General features: G+C 35.2%; 23 protein-coding genes. 12 read left to right on the forward strand and 11 right to left on the reverse strand.

What is annotated here, in order from left to right:
- Positions 1 to 95: 95 nt before the first annotated feature.
- Together AC07UM_RS15735 and AC07UM_RS15740 are read right to left on the reverse strand one after the other, a co-directional pair.
- On the reverse strand, positions 96 to 1,142 hold the full coding sequence (locus tag AC07UM_RS15735; protein WP_494684048.1) for an HlyD family secretion protein: 1,047 nt from the start codon (positions 1,140 to 1,142) through the stop codon (positions 96 to 98).
- Positions 1,143 to 1,147: 5 nt separating this feature from the next.
- Positions 1,148 to 2,482 (reverse strand): TolC family protein, encoded by a 1,335-nt coding sequence (locus AC07UM_RS15740; protein WP_494684049.1) that lies wholly within the window; start codon positions 2,480 to 2,482, stop codon positions 1,148 to 1,150.
- A gap of 136 nt (positions 2,483 to 2,618) precedes the next feature.
- On the opposite strand from AC07UM_RS15740, the gene AC07UM_RS15745 reads away from it, so the two are divergent.
- Entirely contained in the window at positions 2,619 to 3,422 is an 804-nt protein-coding gene (locus tag AC07UM_RS15745) for a helix-turn-helix domain-containing protein (protein ID WP_494684050.1), read from the forward strand.
- A 230-nt stretch (positions 3,423 to 3,652) separates the two neighbouring features.
- On the opposite strand, the gene rplI is transcribed toward AC07UM_RS15745, so the two are convergent.
- From rplI to AC07UM_RS15785, 8 genes are all read right to left on the reverse strand, one after another.
- Entirely contained in the window at positions 3,653 to 4,156 is a 504-nt protein-coding gene (gene rplI / locus AC07UM_RS15750) for a 50S ribosomal protein L9 (protein WP_124531838.1), read from the reverse strand.
- Positions 4,157 to 4,267: 111 nt separating this feature from the next.
- A complete protein-coding gene (gene rpsR / locus AC07UM_RS15755) occupies positions 4,268 to 4,570 on the reverse strand; it encodes a 30S ribosomal protein S18 (RefSeq protein WP_034706728.1) in 303 nt (100 codons plus the stop codon).
- A 32-nt stretch (positions 4,571 to 4,602) separates the two neighbouring features.
- Complete coding sequence (gene rpsF / locus AC07UM_RS15760; RefSeq protein ID WP_103235592.1) at positions 4,603 to 4,944, reverse strand: 30S ribosomal protein S6; 342 nt, start codon at positions 4,942 to 4,944, stop codon at positions 4,603 to 4,605.
- Positions 4,945 to 5,092: 148 nt separating this feature from the next.
- Positions 5,093 to 6,445 (reverse strand): chloride channel protein, encoded by a 1,353-nt coding sequence (locus AC07UM_RS15765; RefSeq protein WP_494684051.1) that lies wholly within the window; start codon positions 6,443 to 6,445, stop codon positions 5,093 to 5,095.
- Positions 6,446 to 6,477: 32 nt separating this feature from the next.
- Positions 6,478 to 7,005 carry a hypothetical protein gene (locus tag AC07UM_RS15770; protein ID WP_494684052.1) on the reverse strand — a complete coding sequence of 176 codons (528 nt, stop codon included), beginning with the start codon at positions 7,003 to 7,005 and terminating at the stop codon, positions 6,478 to 6,480.
- Positions 7,006 to 7,345: 340 nt separating this feature from the next.
- Positions 7,346 to 8,779 (reverse strand): serine hydrolase, encoded by a 1,434-nt coding sequence (locus AC07UM_RS15775; RefSeq protein WP_494684053.1) that lies wholly within the window; start codon positions 8,777 to 8,779, stop codon positions 7,346 to 7,348.
- A 179-nt stretch (positions 8,780 to 8,958) separates the two neighbouring features.
- Positions 8,959 to 10,266 (reverse strand): dihydrolipoamide acetyltransferase family protein, encoded by a 1,308-nt coding sequence (locus AC07UM_RS15780; protein ID WP_494684054.1) that lies wholly within the window; start codon positions 10,264 to 10,266, stop codon positions 8,959 to 8,961.
- 63 nt (positions 10,267 to 10,329) lie between these two features.
- On the reverse strand, positions 10,330 to 11,157 hold the full coding sequence (locus AC07UM_RS15785; RefSeq protein ID WP_494684055.1) for an SAM hydrolase/SAM-dependent halogenase family protein: 828 nt from the start codon (positions 11,155 to 11,157) through the stop codon (positions 10,330 to 10,332).
- A 133-nt stretch (positions 11,158 to 11,290) separates the two neighbouring features.
- Here AC07UM_RS15785 and AC07UM_RS15790 point away from each other — a divergent pair, with 133 nt between their 5' ends.
- From AC07UM_RS15790 to AC07UM_RS15815, 6 genes are all read left to right on the forward strand, one after another.
- Positions 11,291 to 12,250: a PhoH family protein gene (locus AC07UM_RS15790; RefSeq protein WP_494684056.1), complete on the forward strand. Its 960-nt coding sequence runs from the start codon at positions 11,291 to 11,293 to the stop codon at positions 12,248 to 12,250.
- A gap of 120 nt (positions 12,251 to 12,370) precedes the next feature.
- Entirely contained in the window at positions 12,371 to 13,036 is a 666-nt protein-coding gene (locus AC07UM_RS15795; protein ID WP_494684057.1) for a porin family protein, read from the forward strand.
- Positions 13,037 to 13,182: 146 nt separating this feature from the next.
- The gene (locus tag AC07UM_RS15800; RefSeq protein ID WP_494684058.1) at positions 13,183 to 13,683 is read left to right on the forward strand and encodes a hypothetical protein; all 501 of its coding nucleotides are present in this window, start codon (positions 13,183 to 13,185) and stop codon (positions 13,681 to 13,683) included.
- Between the two features lie 460 nt (positions 13,684 to 14,143).
- Positions 14,144 to 14,800 carry an outer membrane beta-barrel protein gene (locus AC07UM_RS15805; protein WP_494684059.1) on the forward strand — a complete coding sequence of 219 codons (657 nt, stop codon included), beginning with the start codon at positions 14,144 to 14,146 and terminating at the stop codon, positions 14,798 to 14,800.
- Positions 14,801 to 14,875: 75 nt separating this feature from the next.
- Entirely contained in the window at positions 14,876 to 15,538 is a 663-nt protein-coding gene (locus AC07UM_RS15810; protein ID WP_494684060.1) for an outer membrane beta-barrel protein, read from the forward strand.
- Between the two features lie 68 nt (positions 15,539 to 15,606).
- Positions 15,607 to 16,269: a porin family protein gene (locus AC07UM_RS15815; RefSeq protein WP_494684061.1), complete on the forward strand. Its 663-nt coding sequence runs from the start codon at positions 15,607 to 15,609 to the stop codon at positions 16,267 to 16,269.
- Between the two features lie 71 nt (positions 16,270 to 16,340).
- Here AC07UM_RS15815 and ffh read toward each other — a convergent pair whose 3' ends face one another.
- Positions 16,341 to 17,702: a signal recognition particle protein gene (ffh, locus tag AC07UM_RS15820; RefSeq protein WP_124531818.1), complete on the reverse strand. Its 1,362-nt coding sequence runs from the start codon at positions 17,700 to 17,702 to the stop codon at positions 16,341 to 16,343.
- 157 nt (positions 17,703 to 17,859) lie between these two features.
- On the opposite strand from ffh, the gene AC07UM_RS15825 reads away from it, so the two are divergent.
- From AC07UM_RS15825 to atpH, 5 genes are all read left to right on the forward strand, one after another.
- Positions 17,860 to 18,231: a hypothetical protein gene (locus AC07UM_RS15825; RefSeq protein WP_494684062.1), complete on the forward strand. Its 372-nt coding sequence runs from the start codon at positions 17,860 to 17,862 to the stop codon at positions 18,229 to 18,231.
- A gap of 59 nt (positions 18,232 to 18,290) precedes the next feature.
- Complete coding sequence (atpB, locus tag AC07UM_RS15830; protein WP_124531816.1) at positions 18,291 to 19,388, forward strand: F0F1 ATP synthase subunit A; 1,098 nt, start codon at positions 18,291 to 18,293, stop codon at positions 19,386 to 19,388.
- A gap of 47 nt (positions 19,389 to 19,435) precedes the next feature.
- On the forward strand, positions 19,436 to 19,630 hold the full coding sequence (gene atpE, locus AC07UM_RS15835; RefSeq protein ID WP_002979108.1) for an ATP synthase F0 subunit C: 195 nt from the start codon (positions 19,436 to 19,438) through the stop codon (positions 19,628 to 19,630).
- 82 nt (positions 19,631 to 19,712) lie between these two features.
- Positions 19,713 to 20,210, forward strand: coding sequence for a F0F1 ATP synthase subunit B (locus AC07UM_RS15840; RefSeq protein ID WP_109738606.1), 498 nt, complete (start codon positions 19,713 to 19,715; stop codon positions 20,208 to 20,210).
- A 2-nt stretch (positions 20,211 to 20,212) separates the two neighbouring features.
- A complete protein-coding gene (atpH, locus tag AC07UM_RS15845; protein ID WP_103234313.1) occupies positions 20,213 to 20,752 on the forward strand; it encodes an ATP synthase F1 subunit delta in 540 nt (179 codons plus the stop codon).
- The last annotated feature ends 5 nt before the right edge of the window (positions 20,753 to 20,757 follow it).

The raw sequence follows: 20,757 nt of genomic DNA on the forward strand, positions 1-20,757 counted from the left end.
CTAAAACTCTAAAACTCTAAAACTCTAAAACTCTAAAACTCTAAAACTCTAAAACTCTAAAACTCTAAAACTCTAAAACCCTCCCACACTCAAACTTATATCTTCTTCGCACTCACCAGAACATTCATTCCGGAAAGCAGTTTTTCGTTGTCTTTATTGTTGTCAAGAATAATTTTCACAGGGAATCTCTGCTCTATTTTTACAAAGTTTCCGGTTGCATTATCCGGTTTTACCAAAGAAAACTGTGATCCTGACGCAGGAGAGATGGAAAGTATTTTTCCTTTAAATTCAACATCGGGATAAGCATCTGCAGTGATGATTACTTCCTGCTTCTGATCAATCTGTCCAAGTTGTGTTTCTTTATAATTGGCGATGATCCATTTTTCTTTGCTGACGATCTGTACCAGGGCTTGTCCTTCTTTGATCAATTGCCCTTCCTGAATGGTCTTTTTTCCAACCCATCCATCATACGGAGCGGTAATCACGGTATAAGAAAGATAAAGCTTTGCATTGTTCAGGCTGGCAGAACTCTGCTGAATCTGGCTTTGAACGGGAGCCACTTTAGTCTGTTGTTCATTGGCTCCAGCTCTTACTGAGTTTTTCTGTTGTTCCAGCGCCAGGAGATTAGTTTTTGACTGGTCATAAGACGCTTTTATATTTTCAAATTCCTGTTCTGTTGCTGCACCTTCTGCCAATAGATTTTTATATCTTTTATAATCCTGTTCTGTTCGCCAGATATCAATTTTAGCGGAAGCAATTTTAGCATCAATGATCTTAGTATCACTTTCTTTGGTGTTTACACCGCTTTCAATAGTACTTATAGTTGCTGCATTAGCATGAAGGCTGGCTTCTGCCATATTCACCTGATTCACAAACTCCCTGTTGTCTATGACGATTAAAGTGTCCCCTTTACGCACAAACTGATTTTCATTAAACTTTATTGTTTTAATAAACCCAGAAACCTTACTGGATACAGGCGTAATATACTGTTCGATCTGCGCATCATTGGTGGTAACATTTTTTCTCGAAAAAAGATAAAAGCTGACCATACCCGTAATTCCACTGATGATCAGGATCCAGGCCAGTAAAGTAATGGACTTGTTGATTCTTTTTTCCTTTTGTGTCAATTGTTTCTGTGCCATAGTTTTTATAAGTTCCCAATCGTATATTGGAGTTGGTAATATTTAAGTTGTCTGTTGATTTTTATAGAAATAAGATTAGATTCAGCCTCCAGGTAAGTATTATCAGCATCTATCAGTTCAGTGATAAGACTTAGCTTATTGGCATATTTTGTTCTTACAATACGATAATTCTCTTTAGCCTGGGTAATGGCTTCTTCCGCAATTTTTACTTTCTGGTCTGTTTCTTCAAACTTTTTGTACGCTTCATACACATTGTGTCTGATCTTCTCTTCATTTTCCTCTATCTGAAGTTTGGCAAGATCAATATTTTCCCTTGCTTCCTGCATTTTGTATTTATTTTTATACAGATTTTCGATAGGATAGGTAAGATTCACACCTACCATTCCCAGACGATAAGCATAGGGTTCAGGAGGAAAGAACATCATATTGGGATACTTTAAAAAATATTCTCCACCCGCTGTAATTTTGGGTAAATAATTCGCTCTGGTGATTTTTTGATCCAATTCCTTTAACGAAAGATTTTTGTGAGTGATATCAACGGATTCATTTTTGTGTAAAGCTGTTTCCGTCAATTCATTGATATAAGGTATTGAAGCATTATCTGAGATCAGATCTTCTGTGTTGACATGCATTTCCTTGCTTTCCGGAAGTGAAAGAATCGTTTTAAGCTTATGCTCTGCAATCTGAATATCATTATCCAGTTCTGTCCAGCTCATGGTATGATTGGAAAGCTGCAAAGAAGTTCTTAACACTTCATTTACGGTTACAACTCCGTTGGCTTTAAGTGCTTTTACCTGTTTGATGTTCACAGAATCTTCCTTCATTTTATCATTGATCAGATTCTGCTGTTCTTTTAAATGATGGATCTGTAGAAAAGCTGTAATAATTTCCATGGTAAGCTGTCTCTCGTCCAAATGGGTTTTTAAAGATGAAATTTCAGTGTCAATTGCGGCCTTCTTTTCCGTATTTCTTATTTTTCCACCCATATACACCGGAATGGATGCAGATAATGTAAAATCATACATGCCATTGATCACATCGTATTTTGTGGCTTTGTTGAACACGCCATTCTCATGTTGAAAAAGGTTTGTTACCTGATTGTAGCTGGTATGGAATTCAATGTCCGGAAGTTTTTCCATTTTAAGATCTTTCTCTTTGGTAACGGACATTTCCTGTTTTAGATGGCTTATCTGTATATTTTTGTTGTTTTTCAGACCGATCTCTACAGCTTGCTGTAAGCCGAGGTGTTGGTAGTCTATCATCTGTGAATGTAAAAAACTGCTCAATAATAAGCACAACGCAATATACAGATATCTGTATGCGTTAAATGTGATATTCATAAATTAATTAAAGGATTTTTGCTAAAATGATTTTGATGCAGCAAATTTACGACAACAAGTATCGGACCCTATTTGTGAAAACAGAAAAAGATTTGCTCATTTACGCCAGTTTGAAAATTCTTCTTATCTTTATTTCATGAATGACAGCCATTTTAAAATAGTAGAAGAGGATGATACGGAATTTTACGTTTATCATGTTCTTACGGGGAATGTAACAACAGAGGTTCATTATCACAGTTCTGCACAATTGGTATATGCAGAAGGCGGTATCGTGCATGTTTTCACAGATCAGAAACATTGGTACCTTCCGGCAAGATGCTTTATGTGGATTCCTGCAGGAACCCCTCACTATATTTTTTCTACCAGCCCAAAAGTTGATTTGTATAACTTTTATTTTAAAAAAGAAGAAAATGAAAGTGGCTTTTTTGATGAAATTAATATTTATTCTGTTAATGAACTGCTTCGCGAGATGATTTTATACACTAAAGAATGGGATGGGAAAATCACAAAAAATGAGAGTTCTAAATATTTTTTCCTCAAAGCACTTAAAGGGGTTTTACAGCAAAAAGAACACAGACACCTGGCATTTCCAATACAGCATCCTTTTCCAAAAGATGAAACTTTATTAAAGATTGCAAAATACATTCATGCTAACCTTGAAAAGCCTCTTACCATCGAATCTACGGCAAAAGAATTTGGATTGAGCACAAGAACTCTTTCGAGGAAATTTAAAGAGATTCTGGGGATGAATTACGTTCGTTTTCTAAGATCATTAAGAATCACCCGCTCTCTTGAACTCATGCTGGAAGGGAAATATAATATGTATGAAATTTCAATGATGGTAGGGTACAACAGCCTGTCTTCTTTCAGTAATATTTTCAAAAAGGTAATTGGTATTGCCCCTACAGAATATCAGCAGAAACTGAGAGGAAGTAAATGATGAGGGTTCCGGCTATAACGTGCAATAGCCCTCTTTAACCGCTTTTATTTTACATTTGAAGAAAGTTTGTTCAACTCAGGAATACTACGAGTTATGTTGTCCTAAATTCTCCTTCTCTGAAGGAGGGATTTTTGCAAAGTAAAAAGACGGGTTGGTTATTATACAAAAGAAAAACCACTTCAATAGAATTGAAGTGGTTTATATTATGAGAAAATCTCAGTTGCTTACAATTAAGCTTCTTCAGATTTAACTTCTTCTTTTTTAGCAGCTGGAGCAGCTACAACTGGAGCGTCAGATACGATTTCGAATTCGAAATTGTACTCAACGTTTCTGTGTAATCTGATGTTTGCCGTTACTTTACCAGTTCTCTTAATAGAGTTTCCTGGGATTTTGATATATTTCTTCTCTACAGAAACTCCAGACTTAGCAAGAGCAGCAGAAAGATCTGCATTGTTGATAGATCCGAATAATTTGTCACCAGAACCTACTTTTGCAGGAATAGTAATAGAAGTTTTCTTCAATTGATCTACTACAGCGTTAGCAGCAGCGATTAATTTAGCTTCTTCTTCTTTTCTAGCTTCCAAAGTAGCTTCTAGAGCAGCTTTGTTTTTAGGTGTAGCTAAAAGTGCAATACCTTGAGGAAGTAAGAAGTTTCTTGCGTAACCTGGCTTTACACTTACTGTATCAAACTCAAGTCCTAAGTTTTCTACGTCTTGTTTTAGGATGATATCCATTTGTTGTTGTCCTTTTTTTAGATTTTAGAGTGGTCTAAAATCAAGTTAGAATTAATTATTTATTCAGCAACAAAAGAAGAGATTGCTCTCTTCTTTTATTTATTTTTTGTCTTATTTCAATAAGTCAGCTACGTAAGGTAGTAAAGAAAGGTGTCTTGCTCTTTTGATAGCAGCAGAAACTTTTCTTTGGTATTTTAAAGAAGTTCCAGTGTATCTTCTTGGTAAGATTTTACCTTGCTCGTTTACAAATTGTAATAAGAAATCAGCATCTTTATAATCAACGTGCTTAATTCCGTATTTTTTGAATCTACAATATTTCTTTTCAGATTTTGTATTGATATCAAGTGGAGTAAGAAATTTTACTTCTGATTCTCCTCCTGCAGAGGCTTGTTTAGCCATTTCATCTATTGCCATGTCTTGTCTTTTTTAAAAAATAGGGTTAATAATTAAGCTTTAGCTGCTTTTACTTTAGTTCTTCTAGTTACAGCATACTCAATAGCATGCTTGTCAAGTTTTGTAGTAAGGTAACGGATTACTCTCTCGTCACGCTTAAATGCCAATTCTAGATCAGCTACTACAGTACCCTCACCTTTAAATTCGATTAAAGTATAGAACCCGTTCTTTTTTAATTGGATCGGATAAGCTAATTTTTTTAATCCCCAGTTTTCTTTAGCAACGATTTCGCAGTTCTTTTCTTTGATAAGATCTACATACTTGTTTACTGCTTCCTCTACCTGTGACTCAGATAGAACGGGAGTTAAAATGAAAACAGTTTCGTAATTGTTCATAATGTTAAATGAATTTGTTAATTATTTCGAGGTGCAAAATTAGACAATATATTTCTTATATACAAGAGTATTGGTGAAATAGTTGAGCAATATTGGCAATACTTATTCTCTTTTAATAACAATTTTAATAACAATTTTTGATCTCTGGTTACTCTTTGGCTCTGATTTCAGCCAGAAAATTTGCTTTCAATACATCATATAAAGAATGTCTGCTTACCAGAATAGAGGCAATAGAAGAAACCATGCCAGCCAGCATCAGATGAAAAATAAGAGAATGCCTATCGGTCATTTCGAGAACAATAATGGCTGAAGTGAATGGAGCCCGGGTGATTCCTGTAAGAAAAGCGACCATTCCGGCGAGGACCACTACATTGGTTTCGTTGGGTGTCAAGTGAATAAGTCCTGAAATAACAGAACCTATACTTGCTCCCGCACTAAGAGCTGGAGCAAAAATTCCGCCGGCACCCCCGGAAGTGAAAGAAAGGGCAGGGCCAAGCATTCTTAGAATCGGAACATACCAGTCTTCGTGCTTATCTTTGGTAAAAAGAACACGCTCCATAATCTCTTTTCCTGAGCCAAGAATTTCCCTGTTGATGAAATAGGCTATAGAAGCAATAATTAAAGCACAAATGATCAGGAATACCACATTTGCTTTATCCGTTTTCAGTTTTTTCTTCTTCCAGCTATTGAGTTTAAGCATAACAACAGAAAGCTGGCTGGCCATAATACCAGATGTGGCCGCAACGAGAACGATCGGAAACATGACCATTAAAGAAACATCATTCGTCTTCGGGTATCCCAGATATAAATAAGATCCGGCAAGGGTTTGCGCTGTGAGACCAGCAATAATGACAGCGGTAAATAAAGCTGTTTTGAAATAATTGATATGGGTTTTTGACAGTTCTTCAACGGCGAAAACAATTCCTCCCAACGGAGTGTTGAAGGCTGCCGCAAGCCCGGCTGCAGCTCCTGTCATAATCATATTTTTCTTAGAAATCTTCGGCCACCACTCGGGAAGATATTCATTTACTTTCCTGAACACCGAGCCTGCAATCTGAATCGTAGGTCCTTCACGTCCTACAGCACCTCCTCCGATAACCAGAATAACAGAAGACAGGATTTTGAAAAAGATAATCTTAATGCTTAGAAGACTTCTGATCTTACGGTGTTCCTTGGGGTTGGCAAGTTCTACAGCTGCCATCACCTGCGGAATACCACTTCCTTTAGCGTTTGGAGCAAATTCTTTTACCAGCCACCAGGAAAGTACAAATCCAACGGGAGCGATAATAAAAATCATCCATGCATGCCAGTCAAAAATGAAATTCATAAGATGCTCACCCCAGGCAAATACCTGGGCATACATAACGGCAAAAAAGCCTGTGATGACAGATCCTATCCAAAAAGGAATAGCCTGAAGCAGATTGTTCTTCAGCTGCTCATTCCGGATATTGTCGAAGGATTTTTTGAGGGATCTTCTAATGGGGATTAAAAATTTCAGCATTTGTTAATTTTGAGGGATAAAAAACGTAGTTTTTATATTTCTTCTAAAAATTTTGAAATTATTTCAGCATTTTCAATGGTAAGTGTTTCGGGTAATCCAAAACTCACAATATTATTTTTAATTTCAAGTTTAAAATTTTCATTCGGAAAGTTTTTTATAATTTCTTTTCTTTTTGAGCTTAAAAAATTCATGGTTTTAAATCTGTCACTTCCTAAGACATAGAAATCTTTAAAATCACGATCTTTAAAATTGACATTAAAACTACTGAAAAGCCCAGCAATTTTATCCATTAATTTCTTTTTATTAATGGAAATATATCCAAAATCTTCGTCTAAATTTTTTAATCCCCAAAGTTGTACAGTATCAAATTTACGTCCTAAATGTCCGCCTCTGGAGGTGATTCCAACTTTGCTGACAATAAAAAGATAGAAAGAATTGTTTTTATTTTTGTTTTTTACTTCATAACAAATCCGTGGTATAAATAATGGATACATATCATGAGAATTAAATGGCTTATAAGGAGAATTTTCAATTTCAATCACGGAAATATCATATGACATAGAAAGTATATCATAAATTTCAGTAATGAGTTTTTCATCCTGTTCGGTGAAATCAAAAAATCTTGTAATGTCATCTTTTCTGTAATCAGGATCCATTTTATCAATTATTATTTGTTTTAAATTTAATGCTAATAACTTAAACTTCCAAGAAAGTCTTTATCCTATAAAATGAATGTGTTTAAATTATATATTTGACAGTATAATTGAATTTTATTTAAATTATTCTTAGTCATGAAAATTAAATACTATTAATTTTCATGAAAAAATTTAATGTTTCAGAGCAATCAAAAAATCCCGACTTTTGTCAGGACTTTGTTGAGTGAAGTTATGTAATTTTTAATTATTTTTTCTGAGCGAGAAGAGCTTCTATTTTAGTAATCATATTGGAACCATTCGTATTTTGTGGATCCAGCTCAAGAGATTTTTTATAATTTTTTAATGCCAAAGGATAGTTTTTAGCATTGAAATAACCCTCTCCCAGGCTGTCATAAGCACCTCCGGATTGTGGATGTTCCTTTACATTTAATTCAAAAACTGTAACAGCGTCATTCACTCTTGAACCTCTCATTAAAATATACCCAAGATTATTCAATGTATTTTCAAAATCCCATTTTGGGTTTTTAGCTTTGATATTAAAGTAGTTTTTTTCTGCATTTGAACTGCTGGCTTTCGCAAATTCAGTGATAATAGATTCTTCAGCTATAGAATAAGCATCAGTTAGATTTTTATCGATAATAGATGCAATATGGTTGATAATATGGTACTGTGCCGGGAAGAAATTATATCCGTTTGACATCATAATAATGGCTATATTATTCTGTGGGAAAATCCTATAAGCGCTTACATTTCCACCAGAAAAGCCATAAGAAGGAATATTATTCGCTTTGTTAATCTCCCAGCCGTAGGCGAAAGAATCTTTTTTGTTTCCATAATCAAACGGTTTCCACATCATTTCTTTTGTGTTTTGATTCAAGAGATCGTTTTTGCTGAGATGGCTGCTCCATTGTAAAAAAGCGGGAAGGGTAATGGCCAATCCATTTCCGGAATGTGATCTTACGCCGTTGTCAAATGTTGTTTTTTTATATTGTTTTGTTTCATTGTTGTAGTTGTATTTCTGAACTCTGTTGGGAATCTGCTCAAGAGAATTTGATGAGAAATAGACCTGATTTTTTACATCAGAAAATTGATTGCTTATAATAAAATCATCGAAAGATTTCCCTGTAATCTTTTCTATGATCATAGTAAGCAGCAAGTAGTTCGTTTGATTGTATCTGAATTCATTTCCTGTTTTAAAATCCATTTTTTCTTTGGCAAGGCGTTCTATAGCCTTTGCATTGGAATCATCAACCGAAATATCCTCGAAAGCAATAAAGTCCGGAGTTCCGGAAGAATGAGTCAACAGGTTTTTTACTTTTACATCCTGCCATTCTTTGGGTAGATTTTCAACATACTTTGATACATGGTCTTCCAGAGATAATTTTCCTTGTTCAATCAATTGAAAAACGCCAACGTTGGTCATTAATTTTGAAGTAGAGTATATCCTAAACATCGAACTGGAACTCACTTTTTTAGGGTCTTCCAGATTTTCTGTTCCGTAATATTGCTCAAAAATCACTTTGCCATCTTTTATAACTCCAAGAGCCAGTCCCGGGATTTTATTGTTTTTCATTGCTTCTTTCACATAGCTGTCAATCAATTGAGACTGATTGGTTTGCTGTGAAAAAGCGGTTGTGGAAATATGTAATGCAAATGCTGCTAAAAGAATTTGTTTCATGTGTTGGTAATTCAGTTTATGGTTCTTATATAAGACAATTGAGCTATCTGTTCCATTACATTGTTTATTGATTATCTGTATAAAATGATACCCGTTTTCCTAAGAAAAAACCTCCGAAAAAATTCGGAGGTTTAGTATGTAAAATCGGCAAAAATTTGTCATTGCAGATTGTTCTTTACTTATATTTCTGTGTTCAGATCCCAGTTTTGAAGGTAGTCGTGGACGTGCTTCAGCATCATTCCTCCTAAAGATCCGTCTACCACTCTGTGGTCATAAGAGTGAGACATAAACATTAAGTTTCTGATTGCGATTACATCACCGTCAGCTGTTTCAAGAACTGCAGGCTTCTTAACGATAGCTCCGATGGCTAAAATAGCTACCTGAGGCTGTGGAATAATTGGTGTCCCCATAAGGTTTCCGAAGCTTCCTACATTAGAAATTGTATAGGTTGCTCCCTGAGTATCTTCAGGTCTTAATTTTTTGTTTCTTGCTCTGTAAGCCAGGTCGTTGATTGCTTTCGCAAGACCTGATAGGGATAGTTGATCCGCATTTTTGATGACAGGAACGATAAGGTTTCCGTCTGGAAGGGCAGTAGCCATACCGATGTTGATGTTTTTCTTTTTGATGATATTCTCACCATTGATAGAAACATTGATCATTGGGAAATCCTGGATTGCTTTCACTACTGCTTTTACGAAAATTGGCATGAACGTAAGTTTTTCACCTTCACGTTTTTCAAAAGCTGCTTTGTTTTTATTTCTCCATTTTACAACGTTGGTAACATCTGTTTCGATGAAAGAAGTCACGTGTGGAGCAATTTGTTTTGCTTTTACCATGTTCTCAGCGATGATCTTTCTCATTCTGTCCATTGGAATGATCTCATCACCTGCATTTACTGAGATAGTAGCTGCAGGAGCAGATACCGCTGGTTTTGGAGCTGAAGCTGCTTGTGCAGGAGCTGCCTGCTGAGCCGGCTGGCTTCCTCTGTTAGCAACATAAGCTAATATATCTTCTTTTGTAATTCTTCCTTCCAAACCACTTCCTTTGATGGATTTCAGTTCAGTTTCAGAAATTTTTTCCTGTTGTGCAATAGATTTTACAAGTGGAGATAAATAAAGGTCTCCTGAAAATTCTACATTTGAAGCAGCAGCTGCTTGTAGAGGCTCTTCAATTGCTTTTAACGTGTTAGCATCCGGAGTAGCTGCCGGAGTTTCAGTAGCTGCTTCCTCTGAAGCTGAACCTTCTCCTTCAATTTCTAAAATAGCAATGGCTTCACCTACTTTTGCAACTTCATCTTTTTGCTTTAAAATCTTTACTATTTTCCCCGAAACTGGTGTCGGAACGTCTGAATCTACTTTATCTGTTGCAATTTCTACTATGGAGTCATCCTCCTTTACGCTATCACCTTCATTGAATAACCAAGTGATAATTGTCGCTTCCATAACACCTTCTCCCATGGAAGGAAGCAATAATTTGTATTCTGCCATTTTTGATTTTTAGATTTTGACAAATATATAAAAAAAATCGGTTTTTTTATGAAATATATAATCTTAGCTGAATTCGATGTATATATTTTCACCTACATTCAATCCAAACAGGCTTTTAGCGCCATTTTTCTTACTTCCTTTGTAGATCGTAAGCTCCAATAATTGACTGTCATTGAAGATTGCCGCCGACTGCCCGTGGAATTCGGTCTCCCTTTCCCAGTCTGAAACAACTTCCGTATGGCTGGAAAATATCCTTGAAAGACTCAGATTTCTGAATTTTATCGTGAAACTGCTGTAGCCTTTACTGATATTCTCGAAAAAATCTTTGTTGATATTTGAGATTATATTTCCGAAATTATCAATATAAGAAACATCACCAATAATCATCCCTTCAGATTCATTATAAACCGGTCTTGGGAACATCAGCTGTTTAGCCGAATGTATTTTTCTTCCTATCACTTCCGGAAGTCCACCATTGGCAAGATGTACCGCTGCGGGAACAAAAATATCTGTGGACGTAAAGTTGATAACGTCATCAAAACGGTTGTTCAGCGTAAGCTCATAGATCGCTTCCGGTTTAATATCGAAGAATACAAGGCTCAAAAGTCCGTTGTCAGCTGCCAGAAAATAAGATCCATCGGCTTTATAGATGAGATTTTTTCTTGATTTGTGGTAAAAACTGTCTACGGAAAGGATGTGAATGGTTCCTTTCGGGAAATATTTATAAGCATTTCTTACAATATACGAAGTTTGTATAAGGTTGAATGCCTGGATGTCGTGGGTTATATCAATAATATTAACCTCAGGATTTAGAGACAGAATTTTGCCTTTCACAGCGGCAACTCTGTAATCTAAATTTCCGAAATCCGAAGTAAGGGTAATAATTGACATGAGCAATTTATAGAATAGTGTAGTATTGCAAAGTTATTTAAAATAAAAAGAAAGCCCGAAAGATTGTTGAAAAGAATTTGATATAAATTTGAAAAAAAGCTTTAATTTTAAAATCTAATAAATAAAATACTGCATGTTTGAATTAACATATGATTTGGAAGATATCGACAAGAAAGTCTTCTATGGAGTTAATAACCAATATTTCAACTTATTAAAATCAAGCTTTCCAACCATTAAAATTACAGGAAGAGATCATGTTATCTTTGCAATGGGAAATCAGGAAGCTTTAGACATACTGAAGCAAAAACTGAACGACATTGTCGCATTTATCTCTAAAAACAATTCAATAGAACTGAAAGATGTTGAAAATATATTGAATATTAAAGATGAAAACGAGAAACAACTGATCTTTGACCAGGATATTATTGTAAAAGGTGTCAACGGAAAAGTCATTAAGGCTAAGACAACCAATCTTAAAAAGCTGGTAAAGGAAACGGAGAAAAAGGACATGGTATTTGCCATAGGTCCTGCAGGAACCGGAAAAACGTACACCAGCGTGGCGTTGGCAGCAAGAGCATTGAGAGACAAGGAGGTAAAAAGAATTGTCCTGACAAGACCGGCTGTAGAAGCAGGAGAGAGTCTGGGATTCCTGCCGGGTGACCTTAAAGAAAAGCTGGATCCGTATTTACAGCCTTTATATGATGCACTTCGTGATATGATTCCTCATGAGAAACTGGAGGGATTCATGGAGAAAAAAGTGATTGAAGTAGCTCCTTTGGCTTTTATGAGAGGGCGTACCCTTGATGATGCCTTTGTGATTCTTGATGAAGCACAGAATACCACTCATGCGCAGATGAAGATGTTCCTTACCAGAATGGGGATGAACGCCAAGTTCATTATTACAGGAGACCCAAGCCAGATTGACCTTCCAAAAAATCAACAATCAGGGCTGAAAGAGGCTATGAGAATTTTAAGTGGAGTAAAAGAGATTGGGTTTGTACATCTTACAGAAGAGGATGTCGTAAGACACCCGGTGGTAAGAAAAATTATCCTTGCCTATAATGATGAAGATAAAAGGGTGAGAAATGAGTAGTTCTAAATAAGTAAAAGTTCCTGTTAACCTTTCATTAACCTTTAATTATTTTATTAAAATTTGTTAATTTGGAAAAAATAATTAGCTTTGCAATCCTTAAATGTAAAAACTAATTAAAACATGAAAAAACTTTTACTTGTTGCAGCCGTTGCTGTTATGGGAATTTCTGCAAACGCACAAGAATTTCGATTTGGTCCTAAAGCTGGATACTCTTACTCTACAATTAAATTAAAAGGAGACGGACAGTCTGAAACTTCAGATCCTGTACATACTTTCTATGTTGGTGGTATTGCTGAATACAAATTGAGTGATAAATTTGCTCTTCAGGGAGAACTTTTATACTCGCCACTTGGAGGAAAAGTAAATGTAGCTGAAGCTGATCCGGATAATCCAACTACTTTTTTAAATGTAAAGGCAAAGCAGACTTATCATACTTTATTGGTGCCTATTTCTGCTAAATATTTCATCACTGAAGGGTTATCTGTTTCTGCAGGAGCAAGCTTCGGATTTATTCTTTCTGCTAAACAAAAGCTTACCGCTGATTTCGGATTCGGAATTCCAGGACTTGAGCTTAACGCAGATGATGAAAGAGATATCAAAGATCAAATGAATACTTTGAATATCGCTCCTTTCCTTGGTGCTGAATATGCATTGGAAAATGGATTATTCTTTGATGCAAGATATAATCTTGGAATTTCTAACCTTGCAAAACATCCAGAAGGGAACGAAAAAGCGACTAACAGCTTTGCACAAATTGGTGTAGGTTTCAAATTCGGAGGAAACTAATTCTGAAATTTTAAGATCAGATTATACTATAAAGCAGGACAAAATTGTCCTGCTTTCTTTATTGTATGATAGTTCATTCATATAATTTCTCTTTATGACGAAAAATAATTAGTAATTTTGCACCATAATTTAAAGCTACTAAAAAAATGAAAAAACTATTATTACTAGGTGCTTTTGCACTTTTAGGAGGTGCTGCTCAAGCGCAGGAAGGTTTTAAAATTGGTGGACATATTGGTATTCCTGTGTCTGATGCAGGTGATGTATCTTCATTTACATTAGGAGTAGATGCAGCTTATATGTGGAATATTGCTAAAGGTCTTGACCTTGGGGTAACAACCGGATATTCTCATTTCTTCGGAAAAGACCACTTTGATGATTTCGGATTTGTTCCTGTAGCGGTTTCCGGTAAATACAGATTCTCCGGAGCGCCTATTTTTGTAGGATTAGATCTGGGATATGGTATTTCTACAAAAGATGGGGTAGATGGTGGTTTCTATGCACAACCTAAATTTGGATATCAAATGTCTAAAGGAGAGTTATACATCGGATATCAATCAATCAGCAATAAGCGTGATCTTCCAGGATGGGGAAGGTATAGCTGGAATGTAGGAGCTGTTAACATTGGTTATAATTTCTTTTTGAAATAAGAAAGCAATTGCATATTTAAAGCTCCGGCCGAAGGCCGGAGCTTTTTTTGTGGCTTATACAAAGTTTATACGAATATTGTAACAGATTTTTTTATATATAATGAGTCCTACAGTGATTAGAAAAGACGAAATTATTACTCAACAATAAACATTTGTTTAAATTTTAAGAGTTAATAACTTAAAAATTAATATTTTAGGTTAATTAATTTGGGTGTTTTTATAGAATTCATGGGGTTTGGAAAAAAAAGTAAAATGTAAAAAAGTAAACATATCTGCCTCTTGTTGATAAAATGTAGTTTTTTTATTCATAATATTGTGAAAAACCTAACGACTTCTCCTGAATAGGATTTATTTTTACAAAACCCTGAATTTTAACAATGATATTAATCACATTAACAAATTTTAATATTAGTGGTAGCCACTGTAAATTTGCCCTCAGAAAGTATTAAAATTTTTTAAAATGAAAAAAATATTATTAGCGGGTGCTGTTGCACTTTTTGGTTTATCAAACGCTCAAATTGCTAAAGGAACTACATATTTATCAGGATCTGTTGGTTATTCTCAAGTAGAATCTAACAACGGTAACGATAAAAAAGAAAACTTCAACGTATTACCTACAGTTGGATATTTCGTAAACACTAACTTAGCAGTTGGATTAGGAATTGGATACCAAACTGAAAAGAACACTACCACTACTACTGCAACTTTAGGAAGTACTACAATTGTAAACGAGAACGTTACTAAAACTCCAGCTTTTGTTGTTGCTCCATTCGTAAGAAAATACTGGACTTTGTCTGACAAGTTATATTTCTTCGGACAATTAGCAGTACCAATGCAGTTTGGAAAAACTGAGGTTGAAAACAGTTCTGTAGCTACTAATGGAAACACAGTTGTTACAAACTCTACTTCTACTGAAGCTAAGTACACTAAAATCGGTGTTACTGTGAAGCCAGGTTTAGATTATTTCTTAAACAAGAACTGGTCTATCGAAGCTACTATCGGTGAGTTCGGTTATAGCAACTACAAGCCAAAAGATGGTGATGCTACAAACAACTATAACTTCGGATTGAATTTATCTTCAGTAACTTTCGGAGTTAAATATGTATTTGCAAAGTAATAAACAAAGCATATAAAAATAGAGCCCTAAGATTTTCTTGGGGCTTTTTTTCCTAAAAAAACTAATATAATAATCATGAAAAAAATCGTATTGATGGGCGCTGTTGCGCTTTTCGGTTTATCAAATGCACAGATTGCAAAAGGAACTTCCTACGTTTCAGGGCAGGTAGGGGTTTATCACAAGGAAACCAATGAATTTGGAGGGAACAGAAAGGATAATGTAATTAGAATTCTTCCTACAGCAGGTTATTTCGTTAATACAAATTTAGCGGTAGGACTAGGAGTAGGATATAAAAGTGCTGTTACCAAATACAAAGTAAATGCAAGCGAATTCAGTAATCCAGTTGAAATAAAAAATACGGATAACGCATTTGTGGTATCTCCGTTCATAAGAAAATACTGGACTTTATCCGATAAATTATACATTTTCGGACAATTACAGGTTCCATTGGAGTTTGGCAAAGAAGAACTGGATTTTAACAGTGAAGGGAATGGCGGAGATCCTATACTTTCCGCTCCGTTTACGCAAAAAAATAACTATACTAACATCGGAGTGAATATTAAGCCGGGTCTGGATTATTTCATAACGAAGAACTGGTCAATTGAAGCTACAATAGGGGAGTTTGGATACAATACTTACAAAAGAGATATTGACGGAGCTGGAAGAGCAGATGACTATAAATTCGGTATCAGCTTAACTTCGGTAACTTTTGGAGTGAAATATATATTTGCAAAATAATAAATAATAAATTAGTCCTGAGATCTATCTTAGGACTTTTTAAATTAAAACTATTTATCATAATAATCATGAAAAAAATCTTATTGGCATCTGCAATTGCTTTATTTGCAGGGTTAAATGCCCAAACTACATTTGGAGTAAAAGCAGGTTACGCACTATCAAAATTGAATTCTAATGAAGGTGATTTTGAATTTGGGGGAATTGAAGGAGGTTTAAAATCCAAGTCAGGCTTTTATATAGGAGGTTTGGTTGAACATAAATTCAATAACAAATTTGCTATTCAGGGAGAGGTAGAATATGCTAACCTTGGTGGGAAAGCAGAAGTTTCATTACCAGGTATTACCGTAACAGAAAAGATGAACCTGAACAGAATTGTAATTCCTGTATCCGCAAGATATTATGCAACGCCGGAATTGGGAATTTATGCAGGTCCGTATGTGAGTTTTAAGACCAATAACAAAGTGAAATTTGAAATGAGCGGTCCTAATGCGGGCATGACAAATCCTTCAGGAATAGCAGAAGGAGAGCGTTATGTAGAAAGATACCTGAATGATACGCTGAAATCTACAGATTTTGGGTTGTTCTTTGGTGCTGATTATAATGTGTATAAGGGACTATTTGTAGATGCCCGCTATAGCTTTGGTCTTACCAATATGATCAAAAACCCTGTGGATGGTGAGAAATTAAAAATGAATTTCTTCCAGTTAGGACTAGGATACAAGTTTAAATAAACAAATATTTCCATAAAAATAAAAAACTCTCAGAAATTCTGAGAGTTTTTTTATGACTGATTTTGTCTTTTTTATTTTCCACCCATGCCTGGCATTCCGGGCATATTTGGCATTTTGCTCATCATCTGCATCATCTGCTTTCCTTGAGGTCCCTGCATCATCTTCATCATTTTACCCATCTGTTCGAATTGTTTCATCAATTGATTTACATCTTCGATTTTTCTTCCGGCACCTTTAGCAATTCTTCCTTTTCTCTGAGTATTGATGATAGAAGGTCTTCTTCTTTCTTCAGGAGTCATAGAGTAGATAATCGCTTCGATGTGTTTGAATGCATCATCGCTGATTTCTACATCTTTGATTGCTTTTCCAACCCCAGGAATCATTCCCATCAAATCCTTCATGTTACCCATCTTCTTGATTTGATTGATCTGCTTAAGGAAATCATCAAAGCCGAACTCATTTTTAGCGATTTTTTTGTGAAGTTTTTTAGCTTCTTCTTCATCAAACTGCTCCTGAGCTCTTTCTACTAAGGAAACAACGTCTCCCATTCCCAGGATTCTGTCTGCCATCCTTTCCGGGTAGAAAAGGTCTAAAGCTTCCATTTTTTCTCCTGTAGAGATAAATTTGATTGGCTTTTCAACAACGGAACGGATTGTCAGTGCAGCACCCCCTCTTGTATCACCGTCTAATTTCGTTAAAACAACCCCGTCAAAATTCAATGCATCGTTGAATGCTTTTGCCGTATTTACAGCATCCTGACCTGTCATAGAGTCAACTACGAAAAGAGTCTCTTGTGGCTTGATGAAATAATGTACGGATTTGATCTCGTTCATCATCTGCTCATCAATCGCCAAACGACCTGCGGTATCCACGATTACTACATCATGATTGTTGGCTTTTGCAAAATTGATTGCATTTTCAGCAATGGTAGAAGGATTAGTAGAGCCCTCTTCAGTAAAAACAGGAACATTAATCTGTCCTCCCAATACTTTCAGCTGATCAATTGCAGCAGGACGATAAACATCACATGCTACCAATAAAGGCTTTTTATTTCTTTTTGTTTGTAAATAATGAGCAAGCTTTCCTGAGAAAGTAGTCTTACCAGATCCCTGAAGACCAGCGATAAGGATTACAGATGGTTTTCCAGAAAGGTTGATCCCTTCCTGAGAACCTCCCATAAGTTCCACAAGTTCATCATGAACAATTTTTGTCATCAGCTGTCCCGGAGTAAGGGAAGTAAGAACGTTCTCTCCTAATGCTTTATCCTGAACTCTTTTGGTAAGATCTTTTGCAACTTTATAGTTAACGTCGGCATCTACCAATGCTCTACGGATCTCCTTTACGGTTTCCGCTACATTGATTTCTGTAATTTTTCCTCTACCGGAAATATTGTGTAATGCCTTGTCTAATTTATCCTGTAAACTATTAAACATATTGATTGTAAATTATAGGTTTGCAAAAATAAGGAATTTTTAGCATATCTAAAGTGTTCAGAACGTAATATTATATATATAAGAAAAAATGATATATATCAAATCATATCATAATACGATAGAAAAAGTCTATTTTTGCGATCAATTAAAATTTAGAATGAAAATCAATCCTAATATTCTTGTTGTCATTTTATTCTTTCTGACGTTTCTTGTACATTTTTCCCTTTGGAAATTTGTTTTTCATCTGGATGAAATTATAATCATTAAATTTTATCTTTTTCTAAGCGTCATGTTTATGATGATGGTCACTCTTATTATTTTAATTAATAGAGTAGCACCACAATTTTTAGGATTGTCTGTTATTGGTTTGATCCTTTTAAAATTTGGTTTAATGTACCTAATCAGAAAAAAACTAAACTTTGAAGTCATTCCAGGCTATAAATTTCATTTCATCATCCCGTATTTTGTCCTGACAGCAATGCTTACCTATTATGCGATCAAGCTGATTAATCATGATAAAAAACAGTAAAATAATTTATTGAAAATAGAAAAAATATCATATTTTTGCACAACGAAAAAAACCTATCAATGTTTAAGAAATTCGCAGTTTTATTCTACAGTATTTTTGTATTAAACTTAGTGTCTGCACAGCACGGTGAGGCTCCTGCTGGGGCAGCTCCTGCTCAAGAGCTTTCAGAGAAAGACAAAGTAAGCAAAGAAAACAAAGAGTTCATCGATCATCACTTGTTGGATGCACATGATTTCACATTGATGGTTGATAAAGATGGTCACCACATCGGTTTCCCTCTTCCTGTTATTGTATATGATAATGGTTTTCACGCTTTCATGAGTAACAAAGAAGGGTTTATGCACGGAGAGCCTACTGAAGTAGATGGTTCTTTTTATGTTCTGCACCATGAGAAAATCTATAAGACTGATGCTGCTGGAACTATAACTCTTGATGATCACGGTCATCCAACTAACGTAAAGCCATTAGATCTTTCTATTACAAAAAGTGTACTGATGATTCTATTAGTATCCATCTTTATGTTAGTGTTATTCGGTGGAATGGCTAAATCTTATAAAAAATCAGTTGTTCCTACAGGTGCAGCAAGATTTTTAGAGCCACTAATTGTTTTTGTAAGAGACGAAGTTGCTATCCCAAATATCGGACATAAGTATAAGAGATTTATGGGGTATTTATTAACTGTATTCTTCTTTATTCTTTTCCTTAACGTTTTAGGGTTAATGCCTTTCGGAATCAATGTTACAGGTAATATTACAATGACATTCTTCCTGGCTATCCTTACTTATTTGATTACAACATTCTCAGCGAATAAAGATTACTGGAAACACATCTTCTGGATGCCGGGAGTTCCTGTTCCAATGAAATTGATCATGCTTCCTATTGAATTATTAGGAACAATCACGAAGCCATTCGCATTGATGATCCGTCTTTTTGCAAACATGACTGCAGGTCACATCGTAGTAATGAGTTTGATCGGATTGATCTACGTATTTAAGAATTTTATCGCAGGTGTTGCATTCCCATTCCTTACATTGGTAATTTATTTACTGGAAGTATTGGTGGCATTCCTACAGGCTTATATCTTTACAATGTTATCAGCTTTGTTTATCGGAATGGCAGTACAGGAGCACGAGCACGAACATCATGCTGCTCACTAATTGAAAGAGTTAATTAAAGTAAAACAAATTTTTTAAAATTATATATTATGGAAATCCCTAAAATTGTAGGTGCTGGTATCGTAGTACTAGGTGTAGGTATCGGTCTTGGTAAAATCGGAGCTGCTGCTCTTGAAGCTATCGCTAGACAACCTGAGCAATCTGGAAAAATCCAAACAGCTATGCTTATCGCAGCTGCACTTGTAGAAGGTGTTGCGTTTGCTGCTCTATTCGCAGTAAACTAATTAAAATCAGACCATTATCTGTAACGGTTGGTTGCAGATAATGGTTCTTTAAAAAAGTAATAATTATTTATACATTTATATAATGGAATTAATTCATCAGTTTTCATCAGGATTATTTATTATCCAGTCTGTTATTTTTCTAGCATTATTATTCTTGTTAGGTAAATTCGCTTGGAAACCTATTTTAACGTCTATCAATGACAGAGAAACATCTATTGTTGACGCTCTTAATCAAGCTAAATTAGCTAGAAAAGAAATGGAAACTTTAAAAGAGGATAACGAAAGAATCATTCGTGAAGCAAAAATCGAAAGAGATGCTATCCTTAAAGAAGCTAGAGAGATTAAAGACAGAATCGTAGGGGAAGCTAAAGATGTTGCTAAAGCTGAAGGAGACAAAATGATCGAAGCTGCTAAACAGACTATCAACGCTGAGAAAAATGCTGCAATGGCAGACATCAAAACTCAAATTGGTACTTTATCTGTAAACATTGCTGAGTCTATCTTGAAACAAAAGCTGGATAACAACGAAGCTCAAAACGAATTAGTTCAAAATTATTTAAACAAATCAAACCTTAACTAAGAATGCTTACATCTAAAGTAGCTAAAAGATACGCACAAGGTTTACTTGACTTCACCAACGAATCAGGTCAAACGGCTACTGTATTTTCTGAAATGAAAGATGTAGCAAAGATCATGAAAGAGTCTGCGGACTTAAATAAATTTTTCATGACTCCTTACATCGATTCAAAAAAGAAGATAGAAGTAGCAAACGAAATTTTCAAAGGTTTATCTGTTTCTTCCCAAAATCTGATCAGATTGGTGATAAAACACGGACGTGAAAACCAATTGAAAAATATCGCTCAGGAATTTATCAATAAAGTAGAAGACCTTAGTGGTATACAAAGAGTAACGCTTACTACAGCAACTCCGCTTTCAAAAGAAAATCTTGACCAGATTTTAAGATCTACCAATCTTGTAAATGCTGATTCAAACTTCGATTTGAAAGTAATTGTAAAGCCTGAAATTCTTGGAGGATATGTTCTGAGAGTAGGTGACCAGCAGGTAGATGCGTCTGTGAAGACAAAACTGAACCAAGTTAAAAAAGATTTCCAATTAAATTAAGAAAA

Source organism: Chryseobacterium sp. GW821-FHT04C04, assembly GCF_059420365.1.

What these genes read in the sequence shown, in the direction of transcription:
- AC07UM_RS15735 (WP_494684048.1), bottom strand. Translation starts at nt 1,142, where the DNA reads ATGGCACAGAAACAATTGACACAAAAGGAAAAAAGAATCAACAAGTCC.
- AC07UM_RS15740 (WP_494684049.1), bottom strand. Translation starts at nt 2,482, where the DNA reads ATGAATATCACATTTAACGCATACAGATATCTGTATATTGCGTTGTGC.
- AC07UM_RS15745 (WP_494684050.1), top strand. Translation starts at nt 2,619, where the DNA reads ATGAATGACAGCCATTTTAAAATAGTAGAAGAGGATGATACGGAATTT.
- rplI (WP_124531838.1), bottom strand. Translation starts at nt 4,156, where the DNA reads ATGGATATCATCCTAAAACAAGACGTAGAAAACTTAGGACTTGAGTTT.
- rpsR (WP_034706728.1), bottom strand. Translation starts at nt 4,570, where the DNA reads ATGGCAATAGATGAAATGGCTAAACAAGCCTCTGCAGGAGGAGAATCA.
- rpsF (WP_103235592.1), bottom strand. Translation starts at nt 4,944, where the DNA reads ATGAACAATTACGAAACTGTTTTCATTTTAACTCCCGTTCTATCTGAG.
- AC07UM_RS15765 (WP_494684051.1), bottom strand. Translation starts at nt 6,445, where the DNA reads ATGCTGAAATTTTTAATCCCCATTAGAAGATCCCTCAAAAAATCCTTC.
- AC07UM_RS15770 (WP_494684052.1), bottom strand. Translation starts at nt 7,005, where the DNA reads ATGTCATATGATATTTCCGTGATTGAAATTGAAAATTCTCCTTATAAG.
- AC07UM_RS15775 (WP_494684053.1), bottom strand. Translation starts at nt 8,779, where the DNA reads ATGAAACAAATTCTTTTAGCAGCATTTGCATTACATATTTCCACAACC.
- AC07UM_RS15780 (WP_494684054.1), bottom strand. Translation starts at nt 10,266, where the DNA reads ATGGCAGAATACAAATTATTGCTTCCTTCCATGGGAGAAGGTGTTATG.
- AC07UM_RS15785 (WP_494684055.1), bottom strand. Translation starts at nt 11,157, where the DNA reads ATGTCAATTATTACCCTTACTTCGGATTTCGGAAATTTAGATTACAGA.
- AC07UM_RS15790 (WP_494684056.1), top strand. Translation starts at nt 11,291, where the DNA reads ATGTTTGAATTAACATATGATTTGGAAGATATCGACAAGAAAGTCTTC.
- AC07UM_RS15795 (WP_494684057.1), top strand. Translation starts at nt 12,371, where the DNA reads ATGAAAAAACTTTTACTTGTTGCAGCCGTTGCTGTTATGGGAATTTCT.
- AC07UM_RS15800 (WP_494684058.1), top strand. Translation starts at nt 13,183, where the DNA reads ATGAAAAAACTATTATTACTAGGTGCTTTTGCACTTTTAGGAGGTGCT.
- AC07UM_RS15805 (WP_494684059.1), top strand. Translation starts at nt 14,144, where the DNA reads ATGAAAAAAATATTATTAGCGGGTGCTGTTGCACTTTTTGGTTTATCA.
- AC07UM_RS15810 (WP_494684060.1), top strand. Translation starts at nt 14,876, where the DNA reads ATGAAAAAAATCGTATTGATGGGCGCTGTTGCGCTTTTCGGTTTATCA.
- AC07UM_RS15815 (WP_494684061.1), top strand. Translation starts at nt 15,607, where the DNA reads ATGAAAAAAATCTTATTGGCATCTGCAATTGCTTTATTTGCAGGGTTA.
- ffh (WP_124531818.1), bottom strand. Translation starts at nt 17,702, where the DNA reads ATGTTTAATAGTTTACAGGATAAATTAGACAAGGCATTACACAATATT.
- AC07UM_RS15825 (WP_494684062.1), top strand. Translation starts at nt 17,860, where the DNA reads ATGAAAATCAATCCTAATATTCTTGTTGTCATTTTATTCTTTCTGACG.
- atpB (WP_124531816.1), top strand. Translation starts at nt 18,291, where the DNA reads ATGTTTAAGAAATTCGCAGTTTTATTCTACAGTATTTTTGTATTAAAC.
- atpE (WP_002979108.1), top strand. Translation starts at nt 19,436, where the DNA reads ATGGAAATCCCTAAAATTGTAGGTGCTGGTATCGTAGTACTAGGTGTA.
- AC07UM_RS15840 (WP_109738606.1), top strand. Translation starts at nt 19,713, where the DNA reads ATGGAATTAATTCATCAGTTTTCATCAGGATTATTTATTATCCAGTCT.
- atpH (WP_103234313.1), top strand. Translation starts at nt 20,213, where the DNA reads ATGCTTACATCTAAAGTAGCTAAAAGATACGCACAAGGTTTACTTGAC.